11 protein-coding genes are annotated in these 12,293 nt (G+C 67.0%); 5 read left to right on the forward strand and 6 right to left on the reverse strand.

Annotated features, from left to right (window positions below; translation table 11 throughout):
- Positions 1–2 precede the first annotated feature (2 nt).
- Positions 3–863, reverse strand: coding sequence for an ABC transporter permease (locus ACSFA7_RS16465; protein ID WP_435500373.1), 861 nt, complete (start codon positions 861–863; stop codon positions 3–5).
- Complete coding sequence (locus ACSFA7_RS16470) at positions 860–1,930, reverse strand: ABC transporter ATP-binding protein (RefSeq protein ID WP_435500374.1); 1,071 nt, start codon at positions 1,928–1,930, stop codon at positions 860–862. The genes ACSFA7_RS16465 and ACSFA7_RS16470 overlap by 4 nt, the downstream gene beginning before the upstream one ends.
- 205 nt (positions 1,931–2,135) lie before the next feature.
- Here ACSFA7_RS16470 and ACSFA7_RS16475 point away from each other — a divergent pair, with 205 nt between their 5' ends.
- Positions 2,136–3,014: an IclR family transcriptional regulator gene (locus ACSFA7_RS16475; RefSeq protein WP_435500375.1), complete on the forward strand. Its 879-nt coding sequence runs from the start codon at positions 2,136–2,138 to the stop codon at positions 3,012–3,014.
- Here the strand turns inward: ACSFA7_RS16475 and ACSFA7_RS16480 are convergent, their stop codons facing one another.
- Together ACSFA7_RS16480 and ACSFA7_RS16485 are read right to left on the reverse strand one after the other, a co-directional pair.
- On the reverse strand, positions 3,015–3,515 hold the full coding sequence (locus tag ACSFA7_RS16480; protein ID WP_435500376.1) for a hypothetical protein: 501 nt from the start codon (positions 3,513–3,515) through the stop codon (positions 3,015–3,017).
- A 223-nt stretch (positions 3,516–3,738) separates the two neighbouring features.
- Positions 3,739–4,899 (reverse strand): hypothetical protein, encoded by a 1,161-nt coding sequence (locus ACSFA7_RS16485; protein ID WP_435500377.1) that lies wholly within the window; start codon positions 4,897–4,899, stop codon positions 3,739–3,741.
- A gap of 190 nt (positions 4,900–5,089) precedes the next feature.
- Here ACSFA7_RS16485 and amaB point away from each other — a divergent pair, with 190 nt between their 5' ends.
- The 4 genes from amaB to ACSFA7_RS16505 all read left to right on the forward strand — a co-directional run bounded on the left by amaB (position 5,090) and on the right by ACSFA7_RS16505 (position 10,544).
- Positions 5,090–6,628 carry an L-piperidine-6-carboxylate dehydrogenase gene (gene amaB, locus ACSFA7_RS16490; RefSeq protein ID WP_435500378.1) on the forward strand — a complete coding sequence of 513 codons (1,539 nt, stop codon included), beginning with the start codon at positions 5,090–5,092 and terminating at the stop codon, positions 6,626–6,628.
- 97 nt (positions 6,629–6,725) lie between these two features.
- Entirely contained in the window at positions 6,726–7,631 is a 906-nt protein-coding gene (locus ACSFA7_RS16495) for an amino acid ABC transporter substrate-binding protein (RefSeq protein WP_435500379.1), read from the forward strand.
- Positions 7,628–8,845 (forward strand): pyridoxal phosphate-dependent aminotransferase, encoded by a 1,218-nt coding sequence (locus ACSFA7_RS16500; protein ID WP_435500380.1) that lies wholly within the window; start codon positions 7,628–7,630, stop codon positions 8,843–8,845. The genes ACSFA7_RS16495 and ACSFA7_RS16500 overlap by 4 nt, the downstream gene beginning before the upstream one ends.
- 25 nt (positions 8,846–8,870) lie before the next feature.
- Complete coding sequence (locus ACSFA7_RS16505) at positions 8,871–10,544, forward strand: thiamine pyrophosphate-binding protein (protein ID WP_435500381.1); 1,674 nt, start codon at positions 8,871–8,873, stop codon at positions 10,542–10,544.
- Between the two features lie 3 nt (positions 10,545–10,547).
- Here ACSFA7_RS16505 and ACSFA7_RS16510 read toward each other — a convergent pair whose 3' ends face one another.
- Positions 10,548–10,850, reverse strand: coding sequence for a hypothetical protein (locus ACSFA7_RS16510; RefSeq protein ID WP_206176751.1), 303 nt, complete (start codon positions 10,848–10,850; stop codon positions 10,548–10,550).
- An 18-nt stretch (positions 10,851–10,868) separates the two neighbouring features.
- Positions 10,869–12,104, reverse strand: a complete 1,236-nt coding sequence (locus tag ACSFA7_RS16515; protein WP_435500382.1) for an ammonium transporter — start codon at positions 12,102–12,104, stop codon at positions 10,869–10,871.
- Between the last annotated feature and the right edge of the window lie 189 nt (positions 12,105–12,293).

Genomic DNA, 12,293 nt, shown 5'->3' on the forward strand with positions numbered 1-12,293 from the left:
GGTCACCCGAGCGCTTTCTTGTAGCGGCCTTCTACGAGGCGGTTGTAGCTCAGCATCACGATCAGGTTCGCGGCGAGCAGCGTGAGCGCGATGGCGGCGCCCAGGGGCCAGTTCAGTTCGCTCAGGTACTCGTCGTAGACCACCGTCGCAACCATCTTCAAACGACGCCCGCCGAGCAGCCCCGGAATCGCGAACGAACTCGCGGCCAGGCCGAACACGATCAGGCTGCCCGAGAGGATGCCGGGCATCACCTGCGGCAGCACGATGCGCCGCAGCGTGGTGAAGGGCGAGGCCTTGAGCGAGAGCGCTGCGTTCTCGACACCGGGGTCCAGCTTCTGCAGCGAGGTCCACACCGGGATCACCATGAACGGCAGCATCACGTGGACCAGCGCGATGATCACGGCGATCTCGGTGTAGAGCATCTTCACCGGCCCGATGCCCACGAGGCCCAGCAGCGAATTCACCGCGCCCTCAGGCCCGAGCAGCATGCTCCAGCCGAAGGCGCGCACCACCACCGACACCAGGAGCGGCGCGAGCACCACCAGCAACAGGATCGAGCGCCACGGGTTGCGCATGCGGCTGAGCACGTAAGCCTCGGGCGCGCCGATGACCACGCAGATCAGCGTGACCAGCGCCGAGATCCAGAAGGTGCGCCAGAAGATGCCGTGGTAGTACGAGTCGGTGAACACGTGCGCGTAGTGCGCGAGCGTGAATTCGCCCGCCTTCGGCCCGGTGGCCGGGTCGTACACGTTGAACGACAGCACCGCGGTAAGCAGCAGCGGCACCAGCAGCAGCGCGGTGAAGAGAAGCAGCGCGGGGCCCGAGAGCCACCACGGCGCGGCCTTGTTCCGGATGCCGCTCATGCCGCGACCGCCTCCTCGGCCGGCAGCAAGCGCGTGCAGTGCGCGGGCCAGTCGATGCCCACGGCGTTGCCTTCGTCCAGCGCCTCGCGGCCGTCGTTGGGGCTCAGCACCATCAGGTCGCCGGCGGGCGTGGCGATGCGGTAGAGCCACTGGCTGCCGAGGAAGAAGCGCTCCTGCACCGTGCCGTCGAGCCGCCCGCGGCCGGCCATGACCAGCTGGAGCTTTTCGGGCCGCACGCTCATGAGCACCGCGGCGCCGGCCTTGAAGCCGTCTTCGTCGACCTGCACCGCCAGCGGGCCGACCTCGACGTTGCAGCTGCCGGTGCTGCAGGTGGTGACGCGTCCGTTCAGCAGGTTGGCCTTGCCCACGAAGGTGGAGATGAAGCGCGTGCTTGGATGCTCGTACACGCGGTGCGGATGGTCGATCTGCGTGGCGCAGCCGCCTTCCATCACCACCACGCGGTCGCTGATCGACATGGCCTCGCTCTGGTCGTGCGTGACCATCACCGTGGTGGTGCCGACCTTGCGCTGGATCTGGCGTAGCTCGAACTGCATTTCCTCGCGCAGCTTGGCGTCGAGGTTGGATAGCGGCTCGTCGAGCAGCAGCACCGGCGGCTCGATCACCAGTGCGCGGGCGAGCGCCACGCGCTGCCGCTGGCCGCCCGAGAGCTCGCGCGGGTAGCGCGTGGCATGCGCCTCCAGGTGCACCAGCGCGAGCGCCTGCTTCACGCGTTCGGCGCGCTCGGCCTTGGGCATCTTGCGCATCTCGAGGCCGAAGCTCACGTTGTCGGCCACCGTCATGTGCGGAAAGAGTGCGTAGCTCTGGAACACGATGCCCAGGCCCCGCGTGTTGGCCTTGGCGTTCGTGATGTCCTTGCCCGCGAGTTCGATGCGGCCGCTGGAGACCGCCTCGAAGCCCGCAATCATCTGCAGCGTGGTGGTCTTGCCGCAGCCCGAGGGGCCGAGCAGCGAGACGAACTCGCCCTTCTCGACGCTGAGGTTCATCGCCGACACCGCGCGGGTGCTGCCGTAGAACTTGGTCACGTCGGTAAGCCGTAGGAATGACATGGAAGCGCCTTTCGTGGGAGCAGAAAGATGGCGTGCGACACCTTGGTGCATGCCATGGACTGCTGGGTACTTTCGATTCACTCTATTGCAACGATTGCGCCAGAATGCCTCGGGTATTCCATTAATCAGAATTTTTCTATGATTTATTCCATTCATCGGAATGTGAGTCATAAAATCGAATCAGAGAATTCCACAGGAGCAAGGTATGGAAACCACATCGGAGGTGTCTTCGCAGTCGTCCGCTGCCAGCGGCGGCGTGCCGCGCGTCTTTTCGGTGATCCGCGCGCTCGGCGCGGTGCAGGCCGAAGGCGGCCGCGTGACCCAGATCGCACGTTCCGTGGGCCTCACGCAAGCCACCACGCACCGTTTGCTGCAGGCGCTCATGGCCGAAGGCATGGTCGAGCAGGACGAGCGCACCAAGCTCTATCGCTTGAGCATCGATTTCTTCGCGCTCGCGGCCAACGCCGGCAACCCCGGTGACCTGCGCGCCATCTGCCGGCCCGTGCTGCTGCGCCTGTGCGCGAGCCTGGGCGACAGCATCTTCCTGCTGGTGAGAAGCGGCTTCGACGCGGTGTGCCTCGACCGCAGCGAAGGGCCGTTTCCGATCCGCTCGTTCACCGGCGACATCGGCGGGCGCATCGCGCTGGGCGTGGGACAGGGGGCGCTCGCGATCCTGGCCTTCCTGCCGGAGGCGGAGCGCGAGGAGGTGATCCGCTTCAACCTCTCTCGCGTGCGCGAGTACGGCGTGTACGACGAGGTCTATCTGCGCACCGAGATCGAGCGCGTGCGCCAGCAGGGCTATGCGGGGCGCAACACCGGGCTGCTCGAAGGCATGGCGGGCGTGGCGGTGCCGATCCTCGATCGCGAAGGGCGCGCGGTGGCCGCGCTGAGCGTGGGCACGATTGCCGACCGGCTCAATGCGGACCGCATGCCGACGGTGGTGGAGCTGCTCAAGCGAGAGGCCGCGGCCATCGGGCCGAAGATCAACCCGTTCGATGCGACGCTCAGGAGGCCGGCGCAGAGCCTGGCGGGGTCGCCGGCCGGGCAGAGGATCTCGTTGCCCGACGCGCCCGGCCCGGGCTGATCACTTCAGCTTCTTGTCCTCGCTCTTCGCCTCTTCCATCGCCTCGGGCTCCAGCTCTTCGGCATAGCGGTTCAGGCGGATGAAGATGCCCCAGCCCGCCATCAGCAGGCCGACCGCGCCCAGCATGGCGGCGGCGTGCAGCATCAGCTCGGGCGCTTCGCGCGCCTTGAAGGTCGCCACCAGCCCTTCGACCGCGACGGCCACCACGATGACGACCATGAAGCGCGAGAGGAAGCGGCGCACGCGGGTCGGCGCGCCGATGTGGGCGTCGCGCACCACTTCTTCTTCGAGCACGGTCTGCGAAATCTGCAGCGCCACCACGCCGGCAGCCAGCAGGCCCACCGCTTCGATGATCGCCTCGGCGGCCGGAAGATCGAGACCCTGCGTCACCGCGCCCCAGCCGGCCCGCGCCGCGATCACGACCAGCACGAGCGATGCGATGGCGAATGCGAGCGCCATCAGCGCGTGGATCGCGGCGTAGAGGGAATGGATGAGCTTCATGGCGCGTGCGCAGTGATGAGGGTGCGGAATCTTGGGCGCCATGCGGCGGTTCGTGCGTAGGCGCGCAGGCCGTCGCGCGGGGAGTGCAGGCCGAGTTCTTGCAGAGAAGATGTCTACCTCCACACTCCGGATCGAACGCGCGCGGAAGGCTCGTGGAGTTGTCGGCGGGGCGGAAGATCGATGCGCACCAAGGTGTCGGGCTGGGGCAAATATCACTGCGCCGTTAATGGCCCAAGACCTCCACGGGCAACAAAAAACTCTGCGGCCCATGCTTCGGTTCGCCTGAGACACGTCGTGAGATGGCGACTATGGCCGCGACTTGGGACGCGGGTTTCTCGATAGGAAATTCGATCTTCGCTTTTACATGCCACTCAACCGTTTGACGGGGAAGCAGCCATCGACGTTGAAGATCGGAGAAGGCGGCGTGGAGTGCATTCGGGTCGATCGCACCCTTGTTGGCAGCGCGCAGCGTATCGCTGAATCCTGGCGCGACAAGGTCCGCGACGTCCTTGGCCGATATCGAAAAATAGAAAGCCGGGTACCAGCTGATGTTCAGCACCTTCAAGGTGAAGCAATCTGGTTGAGAGGATCGCGGGCGGGTCAACGTGACTTTGAACGCGTGCAGCGGCCGGGGCTCCAGCAAACGCGAAATCGTCTTGTAAGGACTGAAAGGGCCCTTTAGCTTTGTCCTGCCGATCAGCCAATGACCGAATACAAGGTCATCGTCATACCTTGAAAGTCGCCACCAAAACCAGCAGGCAGCGAGCAAGACAGCCACGAGGGGGACCCCCACCTGCGCGAGCGACAGCGCCACGAGGACGACAAGTGCGACAGCGCTCGCCAAGGGGCTGGTCAGTGAGCGCCAGACAGAAAGTGCCTTCGGTTTTGCCGCAGCCGTCCATTTTTTTGCTTGTTCCAGCCAGTAAAGCCTGGAGTATTTGGTCGGAACGACGCGCCATGGCCGCTCGTCGAACTCGAATCGCAGTATGGGTGCGCGGGGCCAATCCCGATCGACCCAACGGGCGTAGCACCTGCATGCTTCCACCATCAGCGTTCGACAATCGTCGCGCAGCGTATCGAACATCTCTGGAATTTCGACGCTCGACAGCTGTACGACCCGCTCACGCTCCGGCGTGAGCGACTCCACGGCGTCGAAGATGACGATGCCTCGCCCTTGGACGAGTGCAAACCGCTTGCCATCGCCCATGCCCACCCCGTGGATGTAGTAGGCGGCGGCTCGGTTCTCTCTGTCGACCATTCTGTGGTCGAGGTATTCCGCCACCCCTCTCCGGGGGTGAAGCGCGACCCAGTCGGCAAGCAGTTGATGCTCGGCGGTGAGTTCGGTGTAGCCAGTCGTGGGCTTGCTCTGAAACTCGAAGCTCATGGATGACGGCTCCAGCGAAGGTGTTGGCAAGATGCGTGCGATTTCAGCATGGTTAGCAGACGACTTCCTTCCTGAAACGCATCAAGTCCTTCCATTTTTTCACTAGGCAAGCGCGCGGGATTCGCAGATATTGACCGGGTTTCCCGCCCCTCTGTTGCCTTTCTTCTTCCCTCCTTTGCGGAGCGCGCCCATGTCCGAAACCCAATCCCCCGTTTCCCTCCCCGCCGAAGTCGAACAACTGCTGCAGCGCCTGGGCGTGCCCCGCACCGCCTACACCGGCGGCGAGCTGACGGTGCGCTCGCCGGTTTCCGGCGAGGTGATCGCGCAGGTGCCGCAGACCACGGCGGTGGAAGCCACCGGCGCCATCGGCCGCGCGCACGAGGCCTTCAAGGCCTGGCGCAATGTGCCGGCGCCGCGCCGCGGCGAGCTGGTGCGCCTTCTGGGCGAAGAGTTGCGCGCCGCCAAGCGCGACCTGGGCCGTCTCGTCACGCTGGAGGCCGGCAAGATCCCGTCCGAAGGCGCGGGCGAGGTGCAGGAAATGATCGACATCTGCGACTTCGCGGTCGGCCTCTCGCGCCAGCTCTACGGCCTCACGCTGGCCACCGAGCGCGCCGAGCACCGGATGATGGAAACCTGGCATCCGCTGGGCGTGTGCGGCGTGATCTCGGCCTTCAACTTTCCGGTGGCCGTGTGGTCGTGGAATGCAGCGCTCGCGCTGGTGTGCGGCGACTCGGTGGTGTGGAAGCCGTCTGAAAAAACGCCGCTGACCGCGCTGGCCGTGCATGCCATCGCCGAACGCGCCATTGCCCGCTTCGGCGACGCGCCCGAAGGCCTGCTCGGCCTGCTGCTGGGCCAGCGCGACATCGGCGAGGTGCTGGTGGACGACCACCGCGTGCCGATCCTCTCGGCCACCGGCTCCACGGCGATGGGGCGGCAGGTCGGGCCGAAGCTGGCTGCGCGCTTTGCCCGCGCGATTCTTGAACTGGGCGGCAACAACGCCGCCATCGTTACGCCTTCGGCCGACCTCGACCTCACGCTGCGCGGCATCGCGTTCTCGGCCATGGGCACGGCCGGCCAGCGCTGCACCACGCTGCGGCGCCTGTTCGTGCACGACAGCGTGTACGACCAGCTCGTTCCCAAGCTCGCGAAGGTCTACGGCAATGTGCAGGTGGGCGATCCGCGCGAGGCCGGCACGCTGGTCGGTCCGCTGATCGACCGCGCGGCCTTCGATGGCATGCAGAAGGCGCTCAGCGAAAGCCGCGAGATCGGCGCCAAGGTGCACGGTGGCAACCGCGTCGACGGCATCGGCACGCAGGACGCCTACTACGTGCGCCCCGCGCTGGTGGAGCTGAAGTCGCACGATGGCCCGGTGCTGCGCGAGACCTTCGCGCCCATCCTCTACGTGGTGCGCTACAGCACGCTCGACGAAGCCATCGAATGGCACAACGCGGTGGGCGCGGGCCTGTCGTCGTCGATCTTCACGCTCAACGTGCGCGAGGCCGAGCGCTTCATGTCGAGCGCCGGCTCTGACTGCGGCATTGCCAACGTCAACATCGGCCCGAGCGGTGCCGAGATCGGCGGCGCCTTCGGTGGCGAGAAGGAAACCGGCGGCGGGCGCGAAGCGGGCTCCGACAGCTGGAAGGCGTACATGCGCCGTGCCACCAACACCATCAACTACTCGACGGCATTGCCCCTCGCCCAGGGCGTGACCTTCGATATTGGCGACTGATCGACCCCGGCCCGTTGTTCCTGCCGCGCAGCATTTCGCTGCAGCGGCAAGGCGGCGGCCGCGTGCATCCAAGAAAAACCACCAGGAGACAGAGAAGATGAAGAAGCAACTGAAGACCCTCGCCACCGCCGCGCTGCTCGCGCTCGCATTCGGCAACGCCACCGCGCAGCAGGCCCCCACCGGCGGCACGCTCGACAAGATCAAGGCAAGCGGCAAGGTCGTGCTCGGCGTGCGCGAAGCCTCGCCGCCCATGGCCTACATGCTGGGCGCGGGCGAGAAGTACGTGGGCTACCACGTCGAACTCTGCGAGCGCGTGCTGAAAGACATCACGCCCAACGCCAAGCTCGAATACATGGCGGTGACCGCGCAGAACACGATTCCGCTGGTGCAGAACGGCACGCTGGACATCGGCTGCGGCCCCACCACCAACAACACCGCGCGCCAGCAGCAGGTGGCCTTCGCGCTCACCACGTACGTGAGCGAAGTGCGCATGGCGACCCGGGTCGACTCGGGCATCACCACGTTGGACCAGCTCGCGGGCCGCAACGTGTCGGCATCGACCGGCACCACCGCCGTGCAGCTGCTGCGCAAGCGCGAGCGCGCGCAGAACGTCTCGTACAACACGATGCTGGGTAAGGACCACCTGGAGAGCTTCCTGCTCATGGAATCGGGCCGCGCCGATGCCTTCGTGCTCGACGACAACCTGCTCGCCGGGATCATCGCGAACTCGAAGAACCCGGCGGCCTACCGCATCGTTGGCGATGCTCTGGGCTCCGAGCCGATCGCGCTGCTGTTCCGCAAGGACGACCCGGCCTTCAAGACGGCGGTGGACGAGTCGCTGCGCAAGCTCATGAAGAGCGGCGAGCTCGAGAAGATCTACATCAAGTGGTTCGTGGCCGCGATTCCGCCGAAGAACACCAGCCTCAACCTGCCGATGAGCCCGGCCCTGAAGCAGTTGCTCCTCGAACCCAACGACAAGCCACTGGAAGCCTACGCCAAGTGACAGACGCAGCCGTGTTCTCGCCGGCGCAACGTGTGCGCGCCATCAATGTCTCGGAGATCCTGCGCATTACCGACCATGCCCAGGCGCTCAAGCGCGCCGGCCGCCCGGTGATCGTGCTGGGTGCGGGCGAGCCCGACTTCGACACACCAGAGAACATCCGGCATGCGGCCTCGCAGGCGATTGCGCGCGGCGACACGCGCTACACGGTGCTCGACGGCAGCCCGGCGATGAAGGCTGCCGTGCAGTTGAAGTTCAAGCGCGACAACGCGCTGGACTTCGCGCTCGACGAGATCAGCGTGAGCGCGGGCGCCAAGCAGGTGATCTTCAACGCGCTGATGGCGAGCCTGAACCCGGGCGACGAAGTGATCCTGCCCGCGCCGTACTGGACTTCGTACGCGGACATCGTGCAGATCTGCGGCGGCGTGCCGGTGCATCTGACGGGCAGCGAGGCGAACGGTTTCCGCATCGGCGCGGCGCAACTGCAGGCGGCCATCACGCCGCGCACGCGCTGGCTGTTTCTCAACTCGCCGTCGAACCCGAGCGGCGCAGCCTACAGCGCCGCGCAGCTCAAGCCGATCACCGACGTGCTGCTCGATCACCCGGGCGTCTGGGTGCTGGCGGACGACATCTACGAACATATCCTCTACGACGGCCTCGCGTTCGCAACGCCGGTGGCCGTGGAGCCGCGGCTGCGCGAACGCACGTTGACGGTGAACGGCGTGTCGAAGGCCTATGCGATGACCGGCTGGCGTGTCGGCTACGGTGCGGGCCCGCGTGCACTGATCGCCGCGATGGCCGTGGTGCAGAGCCAGTCGACCTCGTGTCCGTCGTCGGTGAGCCAGGCCGCAGCCACCGAGGCGCTCACCGGACCGCAGGGCATCGTGGCCGAGCGCTGTGCATCGTTTCAACAGCGCCGCGACTTCGTCGTGGCCGCGCTCAACCGCACCCAAGGCCTGCATTGCCGCGTGCCCGAGGGCGCCTTCTACACATTCGCAAGCTGCGCCGGCGTGCTCGGAAGGCGCACCGTCGGCGGCGCGCTGCTGCAGACCGACAGCGACTTCTGCCGCTACCTGCTGCAGGACTTCGACGTGGCGGTGGTGCCGGGCAGCGTGTTCGGGCTCGCGCCGTATTTCCGCATCTCGTATGCGACGTCGATGGCGCAACTCGAAGAGGCGTGCGCGCGCATTGCCGCCGCCTGCGCCGCGCTCTCCTGAACCTCTTCATTCCACTGGAACCCTCATGACTTCCTCCCGCACCGGCGGCCAGATCCTGGTCGACCAGCTCATCACCCACGGCGTGCAGCAGCTTTTCTGCGTGCCCGGCGAAAGCTTCCTGGCCGTGCTCGATGCATTGCACGACGCATCGATCGACGTGACGGTGTGCCGGCAGGAGGGCGGCGCGACGATGATGGCCGAGGCGCAGGGCAAGCTCACCGGCAAGCCGGGCGTCTGCTTCGTCACGCGCGGCCCCGGTGCCACCAACGCGGCGGCGGGCGTGCACATCGCGCACCAGGACTCGACGCCGCTGCTGCTGTTCGTCGGGCAGGTCGCGCGCGACGCGCTCGGCCGCGAAGCCTTCCAGGAACTGGACTACGGCGCGGTCTTCGGCACCATGGCCAAGTGGGTGGTGCAGATCGACGATCCGGCGCGCGTGCCCGAGCTGGTGTCGCGCGCTTTCCATGTCGCGACCTCGGGCCGGCCCGGTCCGGTGGTGATCGCGCTGCCGGAAGACATGCTCACGGAAGCCGCCGTGGTGGCCGATGCGCTGCCCTATGCCGTGACCGAAACTCATCCCGGCGCGGCGCAACTGGCCGAGCTGCAGCAGCGCCTGTCGCAAGCGCAGCGGCCGGTCGTCATCCTGGGCGGCAGCCGCTGGTCCGAAGCCGCGACGCAGCAGTTCGCGAAGTTCGCCGAGGCGTATGCGCTCCCGGTGTACTGCTCGTTCCGCCGCCAGATGCTGATGTCCGCCGATCACCCCTGCTACGCAGGCGACCTGGGGCTCGGCGCGAACCCGCGCATGCTGGCGCGCATCCGCGATGCGGACCTCGTTCTGCTGGTGGGCGGGCGTCTGTCGGAAGTGCCGTCGCAGGGCTATGAGCTGTTCGCGATTCCGCAGCCGAAGCAGGCGCTGGTGCATGTGCACGCCGACGCCGACGAGCTCGGCAAGCTCTACCGTCCGGCGCAGGCCATCCACGCCACGCCGCAGGCTTTCGCCGAAGCCGTGACCACGCTGCGTCCGGCGTCGCCGCCCGTGTGGCAGGCCGAAACGAAGACCGCACGCGAAGATTTCCTCCGCTGGAGCGACCCGGCCCCGATCCGCATCCCCGGCCCGCTGCAGATGGGCGAGGTCATGCAGCACCTGCGCGAGGTGCTGCCGGCCGACACCATCTTCTGCAACGGCGCGGGCAACTTCGCGACCTGGGTGCACCGCTTCTGGCCGTTCCGTGCGTTCGCGAGCCAGCTTGCGCCGACCAGCGGCTCGATGGGCTACGGCCTGCCGGCGGGCGTCGGTGCGAAGCGCCTGTGGCCCGAGCGGGAGGTGGTCGTGTTCGCGGGCGACGGCGATTTCATGATGCACGGGCAGGAGTTCGCCACCGCCGTGCAGTACGGCCTGCCGATCCTCGTCGTGCTGCTGGACAACGGCATGTACGGCACGATCCGCATGCACCAGGAAAAGCACTACCCCGGCCGCATCAGCGCCACGCAGCTGAAGAACCCCGACTTCCGCGGCTACGCCGAGGTGTTCGGTGGGCACGGCGAGCGGGTGACGACAACCGAGGAGTTCGGCCCCGCGCTGGCGCGTGCACGTGCCAGCGGCAAGCCGGCGATCCTGCATTGCCTGCTGGACCCCGAGGCGATCACGCCGGCCAGCACGCTGCAGTCGATCCGCAAGGCGGCGCTGGCGGCGGGCTGAGCGTCAGCGCAACCCGCCGACGTAGCGGGGTGGCGGCGTAGGCGGCGTTCCATCGGGTTGCCGCGCCGCCAGCCGCGCGGCGCGCGCCAGCGGCTCCATCGCCTGCTCGAGCCGCGTGGCCAGCTGGTCGAGTTCCTCGTCCTTCGTTTCCGCCGCGTGCGCGCGCGTCATGCGCACGATCTCGGCGGCGTACTCGGCATTGGTGGCCATCCATTCGGTGTCGGTCACGCGCCCGTGCTTTCGCCGCAGTGCCACGTGAAGACGGGCTGCAAGCGCGATGCGTTCGCTTTCGGACATGGATGGCATGATGTCTCCCTCGGGTGGTCAGGCTCCCAGGTGTTCACGATGCTGAGCAAGATCGAGGCCCAGCTGCTCGCTTTCGGGGTCGACGCGCAATCCGACCAGCACATGCACCAGGAACAGCACGATCGCCGTTCCCGCCGCGCTGTAGATCGCCACGCTGCCGACGGCGATGGCCTGCGTCAACACATTGCCGGCCGAGCCCGAGATGCGCGCATCGGCGAACACGCCCGTGAGCAGCGCGCCCACGATGCCGCCGATGCCATGCACGCCGAACACGTCGAGCGAATCGTCCGCGCCCAGCATGTGCTTCAGGCCCGTGGCACCCCAGTAGCAGGCCAAGCCCGCGATGGCGCCGATGGCCAGCGCCGAGAGCGGCGTGACGAAGCCGGCGGCCGGCGTGATCGCCACCAGCCCGGCCACGAGACCCGAGCAGAGCCCCAGCAGCGAAGGGCTGCGCCGCACGATCCACTCGCCGATCATCCAGCTCATCGCACCGGCCGCCGCGGCGATGTGCGTGACCAGCATCGCGAGGCCCGCGCGCCCGTCGGCCGCGACCGCCGAGCCCGCATTGAAGCCGAACCAACCGACCCACAGGAGGCCGGCGCCCATCATCGTCATCGCCAGGCTGTAGGGCTCGAAGGCCTCTCGCCCATAGCCCTTGCGCGGGCCGAGTGCATAGGCGCACACCAGTCCCGCGATGCCCGCGTTGACGTGCACCACCGAGCCGCCCGCGAAGTCGAGCGCGCCCATCTGCGCGAGCCAGCCGCCCGGCTCCCAGACCCAGTGCGCGATGGGCGCATAGACCAGCACGCTCCACAGCAGCGCGAACCACAGAATCGCCGAGAAGCGCATGCGCTCGACGAAGGCGCCCAGCACCAGCGCGGTGGTGATGATCGCGAAGGTGAGCTGGAACATCGCATAGACCGACTCGGGCACGTTGGGCGCGACATGGCTCACCGCGATCTGCCCGGCCTCCTTCAGGTATTCGAAGCCCGAGAACCAGAAGCGCTCGGTGCCGCCGAGCCACGGCCAGCCCGGAGTGAACGCCAGCGAGTAGCCCAGCGCGAACCAGGTGAGCGAGACCGCCGCGGCGATCGCCACGACGGCCGCCATGGTGGCCAGCACGTTCTTGCGCCGCACCATGCCGGCATAGAAGAGCGCGATGCCGGGCAGCGTCATCAGCAGCACCAGTGCGGTCGACGTCATCATCCAGGCGGTGTCGGCCGCGTTGATGGAGGCTTGCGGGACCAAGGCCATGGCAGTGCGCTTCTTCGAGTTGTCGGGTGTGGTGCCACGTGCACGAGTCGTGCCACATCGTTAACCACCAGAAACACTTTCGTTTGCGAATCGGCCATTCGCAGTAAGGCAAAGCGGGTAATTCCCAATGCACTGGTGCGGTGCAGCACATAAAGTCTGCGCACTCGCGAACGGGCCCTGCTCGTGCTG

Source organism: Variovorax trehalosi (assembly GCF_051216415.1).
Taxonomy (GTDB): domain Bacteria; phylum Pseudomonadota; class Gammaproteobacteria; order Burkholderiales; family Burkholderiaceae_C; genus Variovorax.

Bases quoted from the DNA above. Each gene is read 5' to 3' on its own strand.
- ACSFA7_RS16465 (WP_435500373.1), bottom strand. From the start codon at position 863: ATGAGCGGCATCCGGAACAAGGCCGCGCCGTGGTGGCTCTCGGGCCCC.
- ACSFA7_RS16470 (WP_435500374.1), bottom strand. From the start codon at position 1,930: ATGTCATTCCTACGGCTTACCGACGTGACCAAGTTCTACGGCAGCACC.
- ACSFA7_RS16475 (WP_435500375.1), top strand. From the start codon at position 2,136: ATGGAAACCACATCGGAGGTGTCTTCGCAGTCGTCCGCTGCCAGCGGC.
- ACSFA7_RS16480 (WP_435500376.1), bottom strand. From the start codon at position 3,515: ATGAAGCTCATCCATTCCCTCTACGCCGCGATCCACGCGCTGATGGCG.
- ACSFA7_RS16485 (WP_435500377.1), bottom strand. From the start codon at position 4,899: ATGAGCTTCGAGTTTCAGAGCAAGCCCACGACTGGCTACACCGAACTC.
- amaB (WP_435500378.1), top strand. From the start codon at position 5,090: ATGTCCGAAACCCAATCCCCCGTTTCCCTCCCCGCCGAAGTCGAACAA.
- ACSFA7_RS16495 (WP_435500379.1), top strand. From the start codon at position 6,726: ATGAAGAAGCAACTGAAGACCCTCGCCACCGCCGCGCTGCTCGCGCTC.
- ACSFA7_RS16505 (WP_435500381.1), top strand. From the start codon at position 8,871: ATGACTTCCTCCCGCACCGGCGGCCAGATCCTGGTCGACCAGCTCATC.
- ACSFA7_RS16510 (WP_206176751.1), bottom strand. From the start codon at position 10,850: ATGCCATCCATGTCCGAAAGCGAACGCATCGCGCTTGCAGCCCGTCTT.
- ACSFA7_RS16515 (WP_435500382.1), bottom strand. From the start codon at position 12,104: ATGGCCTTGGTCCCGCAAGCCTCCATCAACGCGGCCGACACCGCCTGG.